Origin of the sequence: Neobacillus jeddahensis (genome assembly GCF_000612625.1) — a bacterium.
GTDB classification, from domain to species: domain Bacteria; phylum Bacillota; class Bacilli; order Bacillales; family Cytobacillaceae; genus Neobacillus; species Neobacillus jeddahensis.
On sequence record NZ_CCAS010000036.1, the window covers coordinates 24059 to 43929 of the forward strand.

Genomic DNA, 19871 nt, shown 5'->3' on the forward strand with positions numbered 1-19871 from the left:
CCCCTTCTTATAGTGAAATAGATAGAAATTCGTTTGCAAGCTTTATTATACCAGTAAATTCTCCAGATGCTTCCGTAATTAGATCCACTTTGTTTCCGTAGTGCGGCAAGTGGGTGAGAATTAATTGTTTAACAGCTGCCCGTTCTGCTAATTGACCGGCATCAATGCTAGTCATATGCCCTGCTGATTGACCATTCTGATGTCCATAAAAATTACATTCACAAAGCAACACATCGGCATGGCGGCTGAACTCGATAAATTCTTCTTTAAAGGAGCTGTCAGCCGTATAGACCAAGACCTTACCAGCAGCCTCAAATCTCATCGCATAGCAAGGGACAGGGTGGTTGGTTTTTAAAAATGAAACCTGGAACGGTCCTAACTTCATTGTTATAGTTGGGTCGTAGGCGATCCCTTTTGTAATCTGTTTATAGGTTAATTTAGCAAATTCGTGTTGATCAAATTCATGAGCATATATCGGTAAGGTCGGCATATCGATACCTAGAAAGCCCTGAATGAGTCTTGCATGCTGTAGAACACCAATATCGGCAATGTGGTCTGGATGATAGTGCGATACGATCACTGCATCCAATTGTTCAGGCTGAATGATGTTTTGCAGTTTGGACAAAACCCCACTTCCACAATCTATTAATAAATGATATCCTTCGTGTTCAAGTATATATCCTGAACTGGCCTCATTCTGTTTTGGGTAACCACCCCAACAACCAATTACTGTTAATTTCAACTGTATCCCTCCAAATCAAACGTCTACTTTTAATATACGCAAAAATGAACTGCATTTCATGTAAAAGAAAAATACCAGCCGAACACAGCCGGCTGGTTAGTAATTATTCACTCAATAATTGTGTTTATTCACTCAATAATTGTGTTTATTCACTCAATAATTGTGTTTGATGCTTACTTTGATGTTTATGTCTCATCGTCAAATAGCCAATCGTTACTAGAGCAAATCCAACAAGGTAACTCAACAGAATCATACTATTTTGCCACATGAAACCATAATCTCCACTTGAAATAACAGCTTTAAAGCCTTGAACCGAATAGGTCATTGGCAATAATACGTTAAAATGCTGTAGGAAGTTTGGAATTAACTCAAGTGGGAATGTCCCAGCACTTGTTGTTAATTGAAAAATTAAAATGACAATAGCAAGAAAACGTCCTGCATCTGCCAGTGCTGACACAAGCAATTGAATTAACGCAACAAACGTTAAACTTGTAATAATAGAAAATAGGATAAATCTTGGGATACTTTGAACGTCAAGCCCTAACCCCGCTAAAAGAATCACGTCCGCTAGAATTGCTTGAAAAACTCCAATCCCCGCCATGATGGCAAACTTACTCCAAAACCAGTTAAACCCACTAGCAGGTGTAACAGCTGTGTCACGAAGCGGGAAGACAATTGATAATAGTAATGCCCCGACAAACAAACCTAATGAAAGAAAATATGGGGCAAAGCCTGTTCCATAATTCGGTACATGATTAATTTTTTCATTATCAAGTTTAACGGGATCCGCCATCATATTATAGGTTTTATCATCTGCGTGTACCTGTGAAGCCTCTTCAGCACCAGCTGAAAGCTTATCAGCTAGTTCCTTAGCACCTGAAGAAAGAGTCGTTGTGCCGTCTTTTAATTGGGCTGAACCATCTGCCAGTTGCCCAGCACCTGAAGTCATTGCGGTTGAGCCATCAGTTAATTGATTCATTCCACTAATAAGAGAAGAAGATCCACTTGTAAGTTTATCTGCTCCTGCTTTTGCTTCTACAAATTTCTGACCAAACTGATTCATTCCCGCATTAAAATCCTGTTGCCCCGCAACTAACTTATTCGCACCATTTTCAAGTAAAGTACTTCCAGCTGATAATTGTGCGATGCCTTGTTGCAATTGGAGTTGACCATTGTTTAATACACCAAGCTTATCAGTCAAGACACTTGCACCATTAGACAATTGGCCGGCTGAATCGGATAAAGTTTTGGTTCCATCCTTTAATTGAGTGCTGCCATTTTCAAGGGCCTGTAATCCCTGTTCTAATGCTACTTTTTGATCAGGTGGTAATGCACTTAAGAAAGGAGTTAACTGCGCCTTTAAATCCTTTATCCCTTGATTTAAAGACTCAGCACCTGCCACAGCTGTTTTTGATCCTTGCTGCCACTCACTTAACTTTGTTACAAGAGTGTTTGCACCATCTTTAATCTGCGCTGTTCCACCAACAACCTCAGGCATTTTACCATTTACAATCTGAATACCTTCTTTTGCTGTTTTAATACCGGTTTGTAAATCCTTGCTACCACTTTCAAGCTGTACAGAAGCAGTTTGAAGTTGTTTTTGCCCAATCAATAATTGACCAAGACCATCGTTTAAGGTTTTATTACCTTCAGCAAGTTGATTTACTCCAGAAGCTGCAGATTTCATTCCATCATTAAACTCGATTGATTTTTCAGCAAGCGTTGCTAAACCTGCGTTTATATCCCCTGCACCTTTATTTAAGTCCACAGAACCATCGCTTAATTGTCCTGCCCCGTCACTCGCTTTCACTACTCCGTCAGCCAGCTCCGTAACTTTATCAAACATCGTTTCAGCGTACGTCTCTGTTACCTTTTCAGCAACCGCTGTTTTGATTTTTTCAATCGCTGTACCACCTATTTGTGCTGACAAGAAATTAAAACTCTCATTAGGCGTATAAATTAGTTCAAGCTTTTTCGGATTTTCATCCAGTAATGTAGTTGCATTTTTAGAGAAATCTTTCGGAATTTCAATCACCATGTAATATTTTTGGTCTTTTAGGTCTTCATAGCCTTCATTTTTATCGACGAATTCAAAACCAAAATCTTTACTTTTCTTTAGATTCGCAACTAAGTCATCACCCAGCTTTAGGTGATCTCCATCAAGTGTTGCACCAGCATCTTCATTCACAATCGCCACAGGCAGTTCGTCAAGCTTGTCATACGGATCCCAGAATGCCCACAAAAACATACCGGCATATAAGACAGGGACAAACATAACTGCGATAATCGGAATTAAGACTTTTTTATTTTTTAAAATCGAAAAAAGCTCTTCCTTTAACAAGATGTTTTTCACCTAAGATGCCTCCTTTTTATTTTTGACTAATTTGTTCATTTAGTCATTTTATCTTTAGAAATTAGGATTATCTCATGAGACAATCCTGTAAAAAAAATGACCAAATGAATATTTCGGTCAGTTAATACTTTAAGAGTATACAACCATTTATATTTATTGGCAAGTATGAATTAAAAAAAGAAGAAGCTGTTAGAAATGAACAGCTTCTTCTGCATTATTTTCCATTTTCAAGTAATCTAACACACTCTGAACGGCTGCTTCCCCTTGATCAATACAATCAGGAACCCCAACTCCTCCATAGGATGAGCCTGCAAGAAACACTCCTGGCAATTCTGCTTTAATCCTGTCTAGAATGGTTGCTAGGCGTTGCTTATGGCCAACTGTGTATTGCGGCATCGAATTATTCCATCTTGTCACGATGGCAAACTCAGGGTCCATGGTAATATCCATTGTCTTTTTCAAATCATCCAGGACAATTTTTATTATTTGATCATCAGACAAATCCACAATCGTTTCATCGCCCGATCTTCCAACATAACAACGAAGGAGTGCTTTCCCTTCAGGTGTAGAGTGCTCCCATTTTTTATGGGTCCACGTGCAAGCAGTAATAGAATAATCTCCATTTCTTGAAACCACAAACCCTGTTCCATCAATATCCCTTTTAATCGCTTCCTTTGGAAAAGCTAATGTTACGGTAGCAACAGAAGTCGATGGAACGGTTTTAAATGGGTCAAAAAGGGGGTAATCGGAAAACATCGACTGCGTTACCTTATGCGGTGTTGCGGCAATAATACTATCTGCTTTTACCGTTTCACCATTATTGAGATACACCTCATAGCCGTGTGTAGATTTAATTATTTTATCAACGCGATGCCCTTTTAAAATCGTATCGGGGTCAAGTTTTGCTTCAATTGCTTCGGCAAAGGATTGCAGCCCTGTTTTAAACGTTAAGAAACTACCTTTTTTCCTGTCATTATTCTCAGGCCTTTGGACTGGAGCAGGCGCCGTCTTTTTCATTCCCATGATCAGGCTTCGATATTTCTGTTCCACCTCATAAAATTGCGGGAAGGTCGACATTAGGCTTAATTGATCAATATCACCAGCATAAATTCCCGATAATAATGGTTCAATTAAATTTTCAACCACTTCATCGCCTAATCTTCTTCTAAAGAATTGTCCTAATGATTGATCTTTTCCGCTTTCAGAACGAGGTAGAATCAAATCAGCTGCAGCTCTTAGTTTACCAGGAATTGAAAATAGACCTGTTGTCAGAAAAGGTCCTATTTCTGTTGGAATTCCCATGATCGAACCACCGGGCATTGAATGAAGTTTCTCATTAACAAGAACATATGATTTACCCGTGGAATTAGGAACTAATTTGTCATCCATGCCGACTTCTTTTGCCAAGCGAATGATACTTGTTTTTCTTGCTAAAAATGAATCTGGTCCCCTCTCAATCGTAAATCCGTCTCTAATAACGGTTTGCATTTTACCGCCGAGACGGTGGGATGATTCGATAAGTTGAATTTCAATTGGAAGTTTATGTTCTTGAATTGTTTTTTGAAGATAATAAGCTGCTGTAAGTCCAGCAATACCTCCTCCAACAATGATAACTTTCCGGTTATCTTCCGCCACGGATGTCACCTACTTCCATATATAATTTCCGACCACTTACTTACTCCGTTAATCTTTTTAGAACAACGGTAGCTAAACAATCAATAAATTCCGGCTTAGCATTGGGCATTTCAGGGCGATAATAACTTACCCCTAATTGATCTGTAACCGTTTTACATTCAATGTCATTATCATAAAGAACCTCTAAATGGTCACATACAAACCCCACTGGTGCATACACAAAGGCCGTATAGTGATGAGCCTCAAAAAGGTCCCTGGTAAGATCTTGGACGTCTGGTCCTATCCAAGGCTCTGGAGTATTCCCTGCGCTTTGCCATCCAATTTCTACATTTTTCACTCCAGCCTGCGCTGAAATTAAATCAGCAGTTTCTTGAAGTTGGCTCGGATATGGATCCCCAAATTGGAGAATTTTCTTTGGTAAACTATGTGCCGAAACAATTAACACTGCATGATCTCTTTCCACTGGAGGCATTTGTTCAAACACTTGCTTTATTTTATCAGCCCAATAGCCGATAAATTTCGGTTCTTGGTACCAGCTGTCGATCGTCCTTATTTTCAGTCCGCCTAATTTTTTTGCTTCTTCTTCAGCTCGTCCATTATAGGATTTTACACTGAAGGTAGAAAAATGTGGAGCAAGCACAATACTTACGGCCTCTTCAATTCCGTCATCATACATTTTCTTAACGGCATCTTCAATAAACGGTTTATTATGTTTTAAGCCAAGGTACATACTGAATTCAAATTCATCTTGAATTTGATTTAGATGTTCTTCCAGCAATTCTGCTTGATCAAGTGTGATTCTTGCCAATGGAGAAATTCCCCCGATCGCTTCATAACGAGTACGGAGATCATCGAGCATTTCAGGAGTTGGTTTCCGACCATGGCGGATATGCGTATAATATCCTTCTATATCCTCTATTGAATTTGGGGTACCGTACGCCATTACTAACAGACCCATTTTCTTTTTTGTCATATTTCGCACCTCATTTTAAGTCTCTTATCATCTATCCAAACATTATCACCTTATTGTGCCAAAAAATCGGACGTCTTACCAATGTTAAGAACTACGAAAGATTAACGACTTAATTTGGATGCCGAATACTCATGAATAAACGATGCCAATCTTTTTAACGTCTCTGGATTGACAGAAGGGAATACCCCATGACCTAGGTTAAAGATGTATCCGTCTTGCGCCATTCCTTGATCCAAGATGGCCTTTGCTTTTTCCTCAATAACTTCCCATGGTGCTAATAAAATGGCCGGATCAAGATTGCCTTGGACAGTTTTATGAATACCCATTTCTCTTGCCTGATGAATCGGCAAACGCCAATCTAGTCCTACCACATCAAGCGGAAGGTCATTCCATTCCAAAGCTAGATGACTTGCTCCAACCCCGAACATAATTAATGGCACATTTTCATCTTTTAATGATGCAAAGATTCGATTCATAATCGGTTTGATGAAATAGCGGTAGTCCTCGACATTTAATGCCCCAACCCATGAATCAAAAATCTGGATGGCCGTTGCTCCTGCCTTTATTTGGGACTTCACATATGTAATGATCATATCGCCAAGCTTATCCATCAAGGCGAACCAAGCCTTTGGCTCAGAATACATGAACGCTTTTGTCTTATTGTAGTTCTTTGATGGACCGCCCTCAATCATATAGCTGGCAAGTGTAAACGGTGCCCCAGAGAAACCAATTAACGGTACAGACAATTGCTCTTGAGTTAATAATTTGATTGTATCTAATACATAGGGGACATCCTCTTCTGGATGAATCTCTCCCAGTTTTTCAACATCGGCTAAGGAACGAATCGGATTATCAATTACGGGTCCAATCCCACCCTTTATTTCAACGTCCATACCAATAGCAGGAAGCGGTGTCATGATATCTTTATATAAAATGGCAGCATCGACATTATACTGCTCGACAGGCAGGCGAGTGACATACGCGCAAAGCTCTGGTTGGTGTGTGATTTCAAATAAGGAATACTTTTCTTTAATCTCACGGTATTCCGGTTGAGAACGACCTGCTTGGCGCATGTACCAAACCGGAACATGGTCTGTTTTTTCTCCTCTTGCTGCTTTTAAAAATGTTTCATTCATAATTCTTGTCATTACTATAGTCCACCTTTCATAGACATGTCTGTTTTCCATTTTAATATATTGAACTTAATTTTAAAAACGTTGAAATCCAATTTTTTTTACATAGACTGTCTTCACTATAGCGATTAATCCTATTTGTGTATAGCTAACGATAATAACTGTCAAAAAAAAGTCGTTTTTATAATGGAGAATTTGCTTTAATTAACACAAGGCATATCGAAATAGACAAAGTATAAACTAGTAGAAGAGTATTATTATTATGGGGGGAGTAAAAAAATGAATGTCTATATGACAGTAGGGACACTCGACTTTTTAAAACGAATGGAATCCAACTATCCGAATGAGGAAATGGTGACCATGGTCAATGAAGATGGGGCATTATTACTTCACGAAACTAATACTGGAACAGTATTTAAACAAGCACGTAGATATGAAGTAATAGAATCACACGGAAAACTAAAAAACGAGGGTTTTGTTGTCATGAACAACATCGCTGTGACAGATGAAGGGCGCCCGGTATTCGAGCATCAATTTAAAAACCAATCTAAGCAGATAAAATGCGAGCCTGGATTAATGGTTTATAAACTACTTAGACCTTTATCATCCAATACCTATGTCATCCTGACCTGTTGGGAGAATGAAGCCTTTTATCAAAAGTGGCAGAAATCCGATTCATTCTTCGATGGAGCTAAGCATAAATTTGCAGGCATGGATGAACAGCCAAAAATTTTCACAAGCGCACCCTATGTAAGTAATTTCACCATAACGACATAACAAATTTTTAAGAATGGACTATTTGTTCCATTCTTTTTTGTTTATTTACCTAAAAATATTTCTTTTTCTCACTCTCACCACTTGTTGCCATTTTCATATTCTGTATTACATCCAACAGGGCTATAGCCCTTGGATAGAAAGGAGAGAATGTGAATGCTAATCGAGCTTACAGCTCTTCATTGGATATATGTGACCTTTATTGTGTTAATCATTGGATTTATGGTCATGCGAAGGGATACAACGATTGTTTGTATCATAGGGATTTTCCTCATTGCTCTTACCGCTACAGGCAGTTTAAGTCATTCCGTTAGCAGTATTTTCACCAGCTTTAGTTATGCAATAACAGAGTTATTGTCTACGATTCTTGTTATTTCGATTATTGTGGCGATGAGTCACACACTGACATCTACTGGGATCAATGATGTTATGATTTCACCTTTTAGAAAATTAATTCGCAATCCTACCCTTGCCTATTGGACAATTGGAATCTTAATGATGGTTATCTCTTGGTTCTTTTGGCCATCCCCTGCAGTAGCCTTACTAGGTGCGGTCCTCCTGCCGGTGGCATTAAGGGCAGGTCTTCCAGCACTCGGTGTGGCAATGGCAATGAATTTGTTCGGACATGGAATTGCATTATCAGGGGATTTTGTTATTCAAGCCGCACCTAAGCTTACGGCGGACGCAGCCGGTATTCCCATCCAGGAAGTCATAAATGCTAGTATTCCGTTAGTGTTTATTATGGGTCTTGTTACAACGGTTACGGCCTTCTACTTTTTAAAGAGAGATATGAAACGAGGGAAATTGACAGTAGCATCAACAAGCATAGAGGATTCAACTGCTAAGAAAAGTGAAGCACCTGCCCTCCTATCCCTCACCCAAAGGCGTTTCTTTGCAATCCTAGTTCCACTCTTATTTGCTGCAGACGTGGCAGCCATGTCGATTCTTGATTTAACCGGTGGTGATGCTACAGCCTTGGTTGGCGGTACCTCAATCCTAATTCTCCTTTTCATCACTTTAACAAGTCATAAAAACAAGGGGCTTGAAAAAACAACCCAATTCCTAATTGAGGGCTTCCAGTTTGGTTTTAAGGTTTTCGGTCCCGTTATCCCGATTGCTGCTTTCTTCTATTTAGGTGATAGCGGTTTCACAAAAATTATTGGGGATTATTTACCGAAAGCTTCACAAGGTATCGTAAATGACTTGGGGATAGCCCTTGCGAATATTGTCCCATTAAGTAAGGCAGTCGGGGCTGTGACCTTAACCACAGTAGGTGCAATCACAGGATTAGATGGCTCGGGATTCTCGGGAATTTCTCTTGCCGGATCAATCGCTAGTTTGTTCGCTGTCGCCATCGGTAAAGGGGTTGCAACGTTGACAGCACTTGGGCAAATTGCTGCGATCTGGGTTGGGGGAGGTACTCTCGTCCCATGGGCATTAATTCCCGCTGCCGCCATTTGTAACGTGGATCCATTCGAACTGGCTAGACGGAACCTGATCCCCGTATTTATCGGGCTCATCGTCACCACGATTGTCGCTATGTTCTTAATTTAAATAGAGGCCGACATGTCGGCCTCTACTCATTTAATCCGTTTCTTTAAGTATTTGTAAATGAAAAGCCAAATAGTTACCCATATAAATCCTAATGCATAGCCCCCTAATACATCCGAAGGATAATGGACATGTAAAATAATTCGGCTTGCCCCAATGAGAAGCAGTAAAATAGTTGCAAAACTCCCAATGATGATCTTAGTCGTTTTTGAACGATTCCCCTCCATTAATAAATAGGCAATCATGAAATAAACTACCATACCAACCATCGCATGTCCGCTAGGATAGCTGTAGCTTTCAACCTTAACTAAATGCTCCAGTTCCGGCCTTGGACGGACAAAAAGGTCTTTTAGTAAATTACTAACTTCATTCCCTAAGGCAATCGATAAGGCTAGAACGGCTGCTCCAAGATAATTTCTCCTTCTTATTAATAACCAAGCTAACATCAGTAGTGCGACGATGCCAATCCCGATCTTATCCCCCATTTCAGTTATGAGAATAAAAAATGGAACGAATACATTTGGCGTGTGCGCTAACAAGCCTGCTACTTGATCATCCATCCAAAAAATACTATGGGCTGCTACCTTAATCGATGTAAATCCCGCGATGACCACGGCGAGTATCAAAAAAACGAATAAATAATTTGCTTTGCTTTTACCAATCATTCCCCTATTCCTTTCACACTGTCTATATAAAATACTTTTAAAAGTATAAAGAAAAACACGATAAAAATCTATATAATAGATTTAAAGTGTTAAAATAGTTTGAAAATACAATTTCAATATCAATACACGGAGGGATTACATATGAGAAATAAACTTTTTACTAAGTTAGAAGGTTATTATGACGAAATGGTCTCCATCCGCCGCTACCTGCACCAGCATCCAGAATTATCTTTTCAAGAATATAATACCGCTAAGTATATTCAAGCCTATTATGAAAAGTTGCAGATTGACGTAAAGGGTCATGTCGGCGGCAATGGGGTGATAGCTACCGTGTATGGTAAACAGCCTGGTAAAACAGTTGCCTTACGAGCAGACTTTGATGCGTTACCAATTCAGGATCAAAAGAATGTTCCATACAAGTCATTAGTTCCCGGGGTCATGCATGCTTGTGGACATGACGGTCATACTGCCACTCTACTCGTCCTTGCGAAAACATTATATGAACTTCGGGAAGAACTTGAAGGCACCTATGTTTTTATTCATCAACATGCGGAAGAATATGCACCAGGTGGGGCTGCTCCGATGATTGCGGACGGCTGTTTAGAGGGGGTAGATGTGATTTTTGGTACCCACTTATGGGCAAGTGCACCGACCGGAACAATCCAATATCGAACAGGACCCCTTATGGCCGCTGCTGATCGGTTTGAAATCGAAATACAAGGACAAGGTGGGCACGGGGCCCAGCCTCATAAAACAAAGGATGCCATTGTTACTGCTTCACAGCTCGTTCTAAACCTCCAACAAATTGTCAGTCGGAAAGTCAATCCAGTGGAATCCGCTGTTGTAACAGTTGCTTCTTTTACAGCTGAAAATGCCTTTAATGTCATTGCCGACAAGGCGAAACTTATTGGGACGGTTCGGACCTTTAAAGAAGAAATTCGGCAATTTATCGAAGCAGAAATAAAACGGATTACAGATGGCACATGCTATCTGTCTGATAGCACGTATGAGTATACCTTCTTCAGAGGTTACCCAGCCGTCGTCAATCATGAAAAAGAAACGGCCTTTCTCATTGATTGTGCGCAGGATGTCCCAGAAGTTGATACCATTGAAGAAACCGAACTGCAAATGGGCGGTGAGGACTTTTCCTATTATTTAGAAAAAATTCCAGGGACCTTCTTTTTCACTGGTGCTAAACCCGTTGGAGATCATCCTGGGTACCCCCATCATCATCCAAAATTTGATATTGATGAAAAAGCGATGTTAATTGCCGCCAAAACACTTGGAACAGCTGCGATCAGCATCCATAACCAATAAGTACGCAAAAATCCCCTGTCATCCTAAATTTCAGGGGATTTTTGTAGTAATCTTAATCGGTAGGCATTCATCGCTGTGTCGCCCAAATGTTTGAGAAGATTGTTATTGGCATATGCCCCAACAAACGCACCAATACCTGGCACAAGCTGGAAGAGTTTAGCGAGGTCAATATAATCTCGATATTCTTGTTGAAACTTGCGCCAATCCATTTCTACAATTTCTTGCTTGCGACTTTCCCAATTTTCAATGTCGGCTAACGTATTCTTACGAATGTCATCACTCGAAAAAGCAAGCTGAAAAACATGAAGAATAAACAATCTTTCTTCATACTCCTTTGTATTAAATCCATAGATAGACGCTGCTTCAAACAAAAATTTCATTTTAATGGTTAAAAGTAACGGAAAGTCAGCAAGACCCAGTAATATTCCACCTGCACCTGTCCCCGCTCCCTCCACTACAGCCGTCTTTTGATAGATAGAAATTTTATTTCGGGCCAGTTCATCTCGTTCGGCAAGTGTTAACCCTCGTGCCTGATCTTTATTAGTCGTAGCCTGGGAGCCGAATAATGTAGTCTTTACCATTGCTTTGATACTTTCCGTCAGCATCTCATGCACTTTTTCAGGAATCCATTCATTGATCTTCCCTTGCGCTTTTTTTGAGATACGATTCACCATCCCGGACCGTCTTGTTAATTTTCTTTTCCATTCTTCAATTTCTTCGTAAACTTTCAGTTCATACTCGTTCAAGGTCAACCCCCCCCATAGTTCATTTTATGCATTCATACGATAAAACCCGCCTAATAGTTTCAAAAAAAATCCCCTTCGGCGAAAAGGGGATTCCTTGCTTATGCTTTTAATCGATTTTTACTGTAATAAAAGACAAATATATAACTAAAGACAAGACCTATAAGTAATGTCAGAATCGATGTCCCCCATTCACCTTTTATCAAGACAAGTATAGTAAAAATAAAGGCTTGAACCGATAATATCGTCATCAACAGAAAATGAAATGCGCCCGACTTAAATTTTTGTGCTACAGGGTATAAATCCACCCAGAGTTTATTTTGGTGGTGATTCCATAACGGCAATAATTGAAAGCCTGTTAGGTATAAAAATAAAACCCCCAGCAAAATTTGTCCCAGACCAAATGAAATAAAATAGATGGCAAGTGCGCCAATAACCGTTAACCGAACAAATAAGCCTAAGTAATCGGATGAGCGCAAAAAAGCTCGTGAAAACAAATATAAATACGTTTTCTCTTGTATAAATGGAATCTTGCTGATCAACCAATCAAGCCACTTTCTTCTTTTGACGGTTTCCTTTAATTTCGGCACATCTGTAAACAGATTTGCCAAACGATAAAAGGAAGCCATTCTCTTTTCTTCTTGATCGATTAATTGATCCCATTTTAGGCCCATTTTCCTCGTTCTTGTGTGAAAGCTGTAAAAATAAAAAACCATAATCAAAGCAATACACAAGAGGATTAAAAGGTGTGCTTGTTTAAACAAAAGATATGAAAATACAGCATTCATGAAATAGCGGGCAACCATGTCCCATCTATGTACAGATAAATCAACATAATAATGAATTTTCCACGTGACGGCAACATTCCATACTTTAACCATAAGTAACACGATGAAAAACGGGATAAACGAGCCAAACCCACTCCTGCTAACATGTGCATACATCGGCATGAATACAGCAAGAACCATTAATAATATGTAGCCTTGTAAAACAACGCTCACTACTCCTGAGCGAAGTAAGTATCCCTTTAACTTATCCTCAAGAGGTAATAAAAATACTTTGTCCGCCTCAAGAAGGAAATTATATGTAGGACTGACCGTAATGAAAAAACCAATGAACACAGCCAAGATCAGCTCCGCTGGGAAATTTGTTGGCAGCGTTTCAAGCCATTGTTGATAATAAAAGGCTGCTGTTCCAATCAGAAATAATAAAACAATGACCAGATGTCCATTAAAAATATAGCGTAAATATCTGCCTAAGTCTTTCATCCGACCGCCCGCGCGGTCCCTCCAAAGCTTCTTCTCATCAAACATAATTTTCTTCCTTCGTCAATTGAATATACAAATCATCTAAAGAGGCTGTTGGCATCGAGAATTGTTCTCTTAACTCTTCAAGTGTTCCTTTGGCACGGATTTTTCCTTCATGTAGTATGACAAAGCGATCACAATATTTCTCAGCCGTAGCCAGAATGTGTGTCGACATTAATATACCTGCCCCATTTTGTTTCATTTTCTTCATCAGGTCGAGCAGCGACTGGATCCCTAGCGGATCAAGACCGACAAATGGTTCATCTACGATATAAAGCGAAGGCTGAACAAGGAATGCACACATAATCATCACTTTTTGTTTCATTCCTTTTGAAAAGTGAGCAGGAAACCATTTTAACCGCTTTTCCATTCGAAACTCCGATAACAATGGGGTAATTCGTTCCTTATAGGTCGACTCATCAAGCCCATATGCCATGGCAGTTAATTTTAAATGCTCATCAAGTGTTAGTTCCTCATATAGTACAGGTGTTTCTGGAACAAACGTAAACATTTTTCGATAGGCCTCTTTATTTTCCAGAAATGATAGTCCATTAATTTTAATCGTCCCACGATGCGGTTCCATTAATCCAATAATATGTTTAATGGTTGTACTCTTTCCAGCACCATTTAATCCAATTAAACCGACCATTTCTTTTTCGTTTACTTCAAAAGAAACATCCTTTAATACCGGGTTCCTTGTATACCCTCCAACAAGTTGATCAATCGTTAATAAAGCCATTTGCAACGTCCTTCCTCCATAGGAGATTATGGTTAACATTTTATCAAATTCCTATTGATAAAAATAGGGATACAATTTTTGTATATTTCTTTGTATATTTCTTGGAGGAACGGACATCATAATATTCGAAGGGGAAACAACTTACTTTGATGAAGAGATTCATCTACATTTGAGATGAGGTGTCTGCTAAAGACAATTTCCTTTCAAACAAGTGAGCTTCTATTCGTTTCAGAAAAGGGGATGGTTGTTTTGTACAAAGTGCATAGTAACCATTTTGAGTTCTAGTAACACCAACTGTTTATTTAAAAAATAAACTTTAAATGAGGTGTTTACCGCAGATCACTTACCTGTTTTTATAAGTTGGGAAAACATATAAAAACACTATAGGGGATGGTCAGCTTGAACAATGATGTCTCTTTATAAAAAAACACTCTACGAAAAATGAGGTGTTTATCAAAGAACACTCCTAAAATGAACGCAAATTTGAAGCAATCCCCTTCGAGAGGGCAGGATTCCATGCGGATCCTGCCTTTTTCTAATTCCAAGATATGTGGTAAAATAATACAAACTATTCTTAAAGGGGTTGTCTCGGTAATGAGTGATTGTATTTTTTGTAAGATTGTTAATGGTGAAATTCCAGCAGCAAAGGTTTTTGAAAATGAACATGTTCTTGCCTTTTTAGATATTAGTCAAGTGACAAAAGGGCATACCCTCGTCATTCCAAAGGTACATAAGGAAAACATATATGAATTGACACCTGAAATCGCCCAAAACCTTTTTGAAGTGGTTCCTTCTATTGCCACGGCATTGAAGAAAGAATTCGAACCAATTGGTTTAAACACACTCAATAATAATGGTGAATTAGCTGGACAATCCGTATTTCATTTTCACATGCACCTGATTCCACGTTACGGCAAAGGAGACGGCTTTGGTGCTGTTTGGAAAAACAATCAAAGTGATTATACGCCGCAAACTTTACAAGACATGGCTGCAAATATTAATAAACAGATTTAGCTTGACTTTATTATGTTTTTTGTTAATTATCTGAAAATTTTTTCTTTATCAATATTATCGTAATATGCTATAATGATGGTAAGTTTTTCGCTGCAGGCAATGAGTGCACTGCAGGAGGAACAAATAGCTTAGGATAGCAGAGGAGAGATGAGAATTGAATACAAAAAATTTAGTAGTTTTAGCACTTTTAGCGGGGATTGGTGTAGTCTTGCATACGGTCATGCCCAGTTTTCTTGGAATCAAGCCGGATATGATGCTTGCCATGATGTTTTTAGGTATTATCCTTGTACCAGAAATAAAAAGTGTCACACTGATGGGCATTGTGACTGGAATATTGTCAGCATTGACAACTGGGTTTCCAAACGGACAGATTCCAAATATGATTGATAAAATCGTCACTGCATTACTCTTTTTTGGTTTATTTTTACTAATAAGAAAATTCACCAAACCAATTATTTCTGCAAGTGTATTAACAGCAGTGGGAACATTGGTCTCAGGTACAGTTTTTTTAGGATCAGCCTTCTTATTAGTAGGGTTGCCAGGTCCTTTTGCTGCACTATTTGCAGTGGGTGTTTTACCAGCCATTGTACTAAACACTGTCATTATGGTTATTTTGTATCCAGTAGCTCAATCGATCATGAAAAGAACTAAATTATCATCAGCTTCCGTCATTCAAAAATAATGCACGGGATCTATTAAGAAAAGAACCTCGAGGGGTTCTTTTCTTAAATTAACATATTCGAATATTTCTAGGAAAAATTCGAAAGCAGGAAAGCCAAAAGTAAACAAATCCCTCCGCCTCCAGCTAAAGCAGCTGCTCTTTTCTTGACTACTTGTTTTGGCGGATAGACACCTGGCCTTTTTAATTCAAACAAAAATTTAATGGTTCCTAAAAAAAGGATTGCGCTTAAGATAAAAAATGTCACTGTTACCATCTTCATCACTATTGTCCCCCTACAAAATTGAAAATACGAACAATCGTTGTAACTATTTATATGATTTGCCGTCCATTCCTATGAACAAGTATCTAAGTAATGAAGATTGCTATTCGAAAACGTCAAATAGTAACTAGAGCTTTTATATCATCATCACTAAATTTCGATAATCGCATCGACTTTCACAAAGAAATTTAAAAATCAATATAAGATTTTACTAATTTCTAAAAATTTTGTGAATTTACACCTTTATTAATTTTTATTTTATTGGCATAATGATACTAGAGAAATATAAAAGTAGGTGAAATTGGGGATGACAGAGAAACAATATTCGATGAAGGAAGCAATGATTTTTAGTCAGAGAATTACACAATTAAGCAAAGCATTATGGAAATCGATTGAGAAAGACTGGCAACAATGGATTAAACCCTTTGATTTGAATATTAATGAACACCATATTCTTTGGATCGCCTATCATTTAAATGGCGCTTCCATCTCTGATGTGGCAAAGTTTGGAGTCATGCATGTCTCAACAGCTTTTAATTTTTCAAAAAAATTAGAAGAAAGAGGTTTGCTGAAATTTTCTAAAAGGGAAAATGACAAGCGAAATACGTATATTCAGCTTACAGATCAAGGTGAAGAGATATTACTCCAATCAATGGAATCCTATCAGCCAAGCGGGAATGCCGCCTTTTCTGGTGCTTTACCATTACGGGAGTTATATGGTAAGTTTCCCGATATTATTGAAATGATGGCAATTGTTCGAAATATTTACGGCGATGATTTTATGGAAATTTTCGAACGTTCTTTTCATAATATTGAAAGTGAGTTCACAGAGAAAGATGGAACTCTAAAAAAGGTCAAAAAAACGGAACAAGAGCTAGTGTAACGAATCATTATAAGTATTTATTAAACTCCTGAAAAAGAGGCTCATACAATTTCTGTTTAAGGCATGCCTTAATGACTGCTTCCATCTTCAGGTTAACTGGTAAGGAAGCTAATAATTCGTCAAAAAGCGGATGAAAATATACATATCCTTCCGCTTTTTGTTCTGCTAATTTCACGCTTAATTGGTCACATAAACAGTAGAAATTGTCAATTTCTTGCTTAGATACCCCGTTTTCAATGATTAACTTATAAAATTCTAGCTTAGGATTACCAAGCAGAGTCACCAACAGTTTCTGATGATACTCAAGAAGATTAATCCTTTGCAACAGCAAATCCTGTTCAACCATGTTATCGCCCTCTTTTCGACCCTTTACATTACCCTATTTTCATTATTCACCTTTTAAAGTGTAGGGTAAACCTTTTTTAAACATTTTCATCCCAAATCCGCAACAGTCATGTTTTAGATTTGGACGGGTAGAAAAAAAGTCTAACATTCTTCCAACCTTTTTGACTATCTTTTTTTTGCTTTTTTTGATATTGTATAGAGAAACGTGGATACACCTACTTTTTTACCCACAACGAGCTCCACTCTAATTGCTCGTTATCATAGTAAATCATCTGGGAGGGAATCATTGATGATCTCCGTTTTTATTGTCTTCGCTATTTTTATTTTGTTTTATGTAAATAAAATGACCAATTCTCTCTGCATTCAAAAGGAAATACCTGAAGAAAAACAACATAAGGTATTTCGCACCATTAATGTCCTAATAACGATATTACTGATCTCATCATATCTGGAAATTTTATATACATAATCCTTTTATAGAGATTATGCGAAATGGTTGATCAAAATGAAAAAAGCGAAGCGATGAGTTTATCTCATCGCTTTTAGTTTTTTCATTTTTTATTAGTAGATCCAAGATGCTCCAATGATAATCAAAAGAATGAAAAGAACTACCACTAAAGCAAATCCTCCACCGTAACCTGCTCCTCCAGACATGTATGTTTCCCCCCTTTCAAGCTTGATTCTATTCCATTAATAAACCCAAGAAGCCCCAACAATTATCAATAGGATGAAAAGGACTACAATTAGAGCAAATCCTGCTCCATATCCTGCACTCATCGTAATACCTCCTTTTTCATTTGCTAAGATATACTATTCACGAAGGTTTCATTTCGTTTAGGCACTTAGCTTATTTTTTATGGAAAAGTCCGAAAGACATTTTTTGAAATTTCTATATATGCTCACATCTTTTATTTTTGCAGTGGTCACCATTTATGTTATAGTAAACATTGTGGACAAACAGACCCACAAGAATTTAACTGTTTAGGAGAGATTCATCATGAAAAAATGGATATTGGCCCTTTCATTAGCTGGCGGGGTACTTGCATTAAGTGCATGTAATCAAAGTGGTTCTGATACAGTAGCAGAAAGCTCTGTTGGAGATGTGACACAAGAAGACCTTTACAATACAATGAAGGACAAGTATGGAAATCAAGCCCTTCAGCAACTTGTTTATGAGAAGGTTCTTTCCAAGAAATACAAAATTACCGATGAAGAATTAGATGCAAAAGTGAATGAATTAAAAGAACAGCTTGGTTCCAACTTCGAATCAACACTTGCTCAATATGGCTATGCCAGTGAAGCGGATTTAAAGAAGACAATGAAGCTTGGAATGATGCAAGAAAAAGCAGCGTTAAAAGATGTTAAAGTAACTGATAAAGAATTAAAGGATTACTACGACAGTTATCAACCTGAAATAAAGGCTCGGCATATTCTTGTTGCTGATGAGGCAAAGGCAAAAGAAGTAAAGGCTAAATTGGATGGCGGGGCAAAATTCGAAGATGTGGCAAAAGAATATTCAACAGATACTGCTTCCGCACAAAATGGTGGCGATTTAGGCACCATCAACAATACCAATAAAGGACAATATGATGCAGATTTTATTAAAGCTGCCTATGCCCTTAAAGCTAACGAAATTAGTGCGCCTGTTAAAACACAATTCGGTTATCATATTATTCAAGTGACAGAGAAAAAAGAGAAAAAATCTTTTGATGACATGAAGAAAGACCTTGAGTATGAAGTTAAATCTTCAAAATTAACAAGTGAAGAAATCAATAAAGCAATGGAACGTGAATTAAAAGCAGCAAAAGTAAAGGTAAACGATAAAGACTTAAAGGACGCTCTTACCACTACCACTGATACAGCTGCACAAGAATAATAAAGAAGAGGAAACACTACTTGAGTGTTTCCTCTTTTCTTATTCCCCTGTCGCCTTAAGGTCTTCACGCATTTCCTTCTCACGTTCAAGGCGTTTTATATAGATTTCCCCTTCTTGCTCAATATTTTCCAATTCCACTTGTCGCTCTTCACGTCCCGTTTTTATCGCCATCAGAGCACTAATTACTATGCCAACCACAACTGCATAAATCCAAATAGGTATCGTCAATTTCGGTTGCTCCCTTCACTAGTGGTTGTCCACTTGTTAATACAACATATTCGAGATTCTTAAAATTATTCAACCTAATGCAAAAAAAATAACCCTTAATGGGTTATTTCAGACTGTCGACAAACTCGAAAATTTTCGAGTTTGTCGACAGTCTTTTTCTTTTAGAATAGAAATAAGTAAATAGTATAAGATAAATACTTTTCGAGGTGACGTACCATGATGACGAGAAACAATCAAATGATCGTGGACAATTAGAAATGCTGACAATTGATCAATTAGTTCCTGAAGATCATTTAGTGCGGAAGATAGAGTCTGCCATTGATTTTTCGTTCATCTATCCCTTGGTTGAAAACCTATATTCAGGGATCGGCCGTCCAAGTATCGACCCCGTAATTTTGTTTAAGATGGTCTTCATACAATACATCTTCGGCATACGTTCCATCCGCCAAACCATAAAAGAAATGTCCATTTCTATTGCAATGTACGGAAAGCAAAAACCATCAAAAGCTTATACAACGTCATATTTGGGAAGCTTACTTAGAAGAGGCAGAACATCTACGTCATCACGATGAAATCAAACAGATATATGCGAAACGCAAAGAGACGGTCGAACGTGTTTTTGCAGATGCGAAAGAAAAGCATGGTATGCGTT

At 38.2% G+C, this 19871-nt stretch carries 23 protein-coding genes and 1 pseudogene; 10 read left to right on the plus strand and 14 right to left on the minus strand.

Annotation, left to right across the window (positions count from 1 at the left end; all coding sequences use genetic code 11):
* Positions 1 to 7: 7 nt before the first annotated feature.
* The 5 genes from TY15_RS15210 to hemE all read right to left on the minus strand — a co-directional run bounded on the left by TY15_RS15210 (position 8) and on the right by hemE (position 6851).
* The gene (locus TY15_RS15210) at positions 8 to 742 is read right to left on the minus strand and encodes an MBL fold metallo-hydrolase (RefSeq protein ID WP_040204469.1); all 735 of its coding nucleotides are present in this window, start codon (positions 740 to 742) and stop codon (positions 8 to 10) included.
* Positions 743 to 887: 145 nt separating this feature from the next.
* Positions 888 to 3095, minus strand: a complete 2208-nt coding sequence (locus tag TY15_RS15215; protein WP_040204468.1) for a YhgE/Pip family protein — start codon at positions 3093 to 3095, stop codon at positions 888 to 890.
* A gap of 189 nt (positions 3096 to 3284) precedes the next feature.
* On the minus strand, positions 3285 to 4730 hold the full coding sequence (hemY, locus tag TY15_RS15220) for a protoporphyrinogen oxidase (protein ID WP_040204467.1): 1446 nt from the start codon (positions 4728 to 4730) through the stop codon (positions 3285 to 3287).
* A 40-nt stretch (positions 4731 to 4770) separates the two neighbouring features.
* Positions 4771 to 5703, minus strand: coding sequence for a ferrochelatase (hemH, locus tag TY15_RS15225; RefSeq protein WP_040204466.1), 933 nt, complete (start codon positions 5701 to 5703; stop codon positions 4771 to 4773).
* Between the two features lie 101 nt (positions 5704 to 5804).
* On the minus strand, positions 5805 to 6851 hold the full coding sequence (hemE, locus tag TY15_RS15230) for a uroporphyrinogen decarboxylase (RefSeq protein ID WP_040204465.1): 1047 nt from the start codon (positions 6849 to 6851) through the stop codon (positions 5805 to 5807).
* A gap of 264 nt (positions 6852 to 7115) precedes the next feature.
* Between hemE and TY15_RS15235 the strand changes: the two genes are divergently transcribed.
* Positions 7116 to 7613, plus strand: coding sequence for an antibiotic biosynthesis monooxygenase family protein (locus tag TY15_RS15235; protein ID WP_040204463.1), 498 nt, complete (start codon positions 7116 to 7118; stop codon positions 7611 to 7613).
* Positions 7614 to 7766: 153 nt separating this feature from the next.
* On the plus strand, positions 7767 to 9164 hold the full coding sequence (locus TY15_RS15240; RefSeq protein ID WP_040204462.1) for a hypothetical protein: 1398 nt from the start codon (positions 7767 to 7769) through the stop codon (positions 9162 to 9164).
* Between the two features lie 26 nt (positions 9165 to 9190).
* Here TY15_RS15240 and TY15_RS15245 read toward each other — a convergent pair whose 3' ends face one another.
* Complete coding sequence (locus TY15_RS15245; RefSeq protein WP_052353805.1) at positions 9191 to 9826, minus strand: phosphatase PAP2 family protein; 636 nt, start codon at positions 9824 to 9826, stop codon at positions 9191 to 9193.
* Positions 9827 to 9967: 141 nt separating this feature from the next.
* On the opposite strand from TY15_RS15245, the gene TY15_RS15250 reads away from it, so the two are divergent.
* The gene (locus TY15_RS15250) at positions 9968 to 11143 is read left to right on the plus strand and encodes a M20 family metallopeptidase (protein ID WP_040204461.1); all 1176 of its coding nucleotides are present in this window, start codon (positions 9968 to 9970) and stop codon (positions 11141 to 11143) included.
* 23 nt (positions 11144 to 11166) lie between these two features.
* On the opposite strand, the gene TY15_RS15255 is transcribed toward TY15_RS15250, so the two are convergent.
* From TY15_RS15255 to TY15_RS15265, 3 genes are all read right to left on the minus strand, one after another.
* Complete coding sequence (locus TY15_RS15255) at positions 11167 to 11889, minus strand: EcsC family protein (protein WP_040204460.1); 723 nt, start codon at positions 11887 to 11889, stop codon at positions 11167 to 11169.
* A 98-nt stretch (positions 11890 to 11987) separates the two neighbouring features.
* Positions 11988 to 13199: an ABC transporter permease gene (locus TY15_RS15260; protein ID WP_040204459.1), complete on the minus strand. Its 1212-nt coding sequence runs from the start codon at positions 13197 to 13199 to the stop codon at positions 11988 to 11990.
* Positions 13192 to 13932 (minus strand): ABC transporter ATP-binding protein, encoded by a 741-nt coding sequence (locus TY15_RS15265; protein ID WP_040204576.1) that lies wholly within the window; start codon positions 13930 to 13932, stop codon positions 13192 to 13194. The genes TY15_RS15260 and TY15_RS15265 overlap by 8 nt, the downstream gene beginning before the upstream one ends.
* Before the next feature lie 594 nt (positions 13933 to 14526).
* On the opposite strand from TY15_RS15265, the gene TY15_RS15270 reads away from it, so the two are divergent.
* On the plus strand, positions 14527 to 14946 hold the full coding sequence (locus TY15_RS15270; protein ID WP_040204458.1) for an HIT family protein: 420 nt from the start codon (positions 14527 to 14529) through the stop codon (positions 14944 to 14946).
* A 154-nt stretch (positions 14947 to 15100) separates the two neighbouring features.
* A complete protein-coding gene (locus TY15_RS15275; protein WP_040204457.1) occupies positions 15101 to 15628 on the plus strand; it encodes a tryptophan transporter in 528 nt (175 codons plus the stop codon).
* 67 nt (positions 15629 to 15695) lie between these two features.
* Here the strand turns inward: TY15_RS15275 and yhzF are convergent, their stop codons facing one another.
* Positions 15696 to 15887 carry a membrane protein YhzF gene (yhzF, locus tag TY15_RS15280; RefSeq protein WP_040204455.1) on the minus strand — a complete coding sequence of 64 codons (192 nt, stop codon included), beginning with the start codon at positions 15885 to 15887 and terminating at the stop codon, positions 15696 to 15698.
* Positions 15888 to 16194: 307 nt separating this feature from the next.
* Here yhzF and TY15_RS15285 point away from each other — a divergent pair, with 307 nt between their 5' ends.
* Positions 16195 to 16770 carry an HTH-type transcriptional regulator Hpr gene (locus TY15_RS15285; RefSeq protein ID WP_040204454.1) on the plus strand — a complete coding sequence of 192 codons (576 nt, stop codon included), beginning with the start codon at positions 16195 to 16197 and terminating at the stop codon, positions 16768 to 16770.
* Between the two features lie 7 nt (positions 16771 to 16777).
* Here the strand turns inward: TY15_RS15285 and TY15_RS15290 are convergent, their stop codons facing one another.
* Entirely contained in the window at positions 16778 to 17116 is a 339-nt protein-coding gene (locus tag TY15_RS15290; protein WP_040204453.1) for a DUF1878 family protein, read from the minus strand.
* Between the two features lie 288 nt (positions 17117 to 17404).
* On the opposite strand from TY15_RS15290, the gene TY15_RS15295 reads away from it, so the two are divergent.
* Complete coding sequence (locus TY15_RS15295) at positions 17405 to 17584, plus strand: hypothetical protein (RefSeq protein WP_040204451.1); 180 nt, start codon at positions 17405 to 17407, stop codon at positions 17582 to 17584.
* A gap of 92 nt (positions 17585 to 17676) precedes the next feature.
* On the opposite strand, the gene TY15_RS15300 is transcribed toward TY15_RS15295, so the two are convergent.
* Together TY15_RS15300 and TY15_RS15305 are read right to left on the minus strand one after the other, a co-directional pair.
* Positions 17677 to 17769 carry a YjcZ family sporulation protein gene (locus TY15_RS15300; RefSeq protein WP_040204450.1) on the minus strand — a complete coding sequence of 31 codons (93 nt, stop codon included), beginning with the start codon at positions 17767 to 17769 and terminating at the stop codon, positions 17677 to 17679.
* Between the two features lie 36 nt (positions 17770 to 17805).
* Positions 17806 to 17892, minus strand: a complete 87-nt coding sequence (locus tag TY15_RS15305; RefSeq protein ID WP_074432824.1) for a YjcZ family sporulation protein — start codon at positions 17890 to 17892, stop codon at positions 17806 to 17808.
* A 220-nt stretch (positions 17893 to 18112) separates the two neighbouring features.
* Here TY15_RS15305 and TY15_RS15310 point away from each other — a divergent pair, with 220 nt between their 5' ends.
* Entirely contained in the window at positions 18113 to 18991 is an 879-nt protein-coding gene (locus TY15_RS15310; protein ID WP_040204448.1) for a peptidylprolyl isomerase, read from the plus strand.
* Positions 18992 to 19030: 39 nt separating this feature from the next.
* Here the strand turns inward: TY15_RS15310 and TY15_RS15315 are convergent, their stop codons facing one another.
* Positions 19031 to 19219, minus strand: coding sequence for a sporulation YhaL family protein (locus tag TY15_RS15315; RefSeq protein WP_040204447.1), 189 nt, complete (start codon positions 19217 to 19219; stop codon positions 19031 to 19033).
* Between the two features lie 257 nt (positions 19220 to 19476).
* Here TY15_RS15315 and TY15_RS24690 point away from each other — a divergent pair.
* Together TY15_RS24690 and TY15_RS24695 are read left to right on the plus strand one after the other, a co-directional pair.
* Positions 19477 to 19698, plus strand: a pseudogene (locus TY15_RS24690) (transposase); the annotation flags it as partial.
* Positions 19694 to 19871: transposase (locus tag TY15_RS24695; protein ID WP_187373553.1), on the plus strand; the 178-nt coding region annotated here is incomplete at its 3' end. The pseudogene TY15_RS24690 and the gene TY15_RS24695, both read left to right, overlap by 5 nt.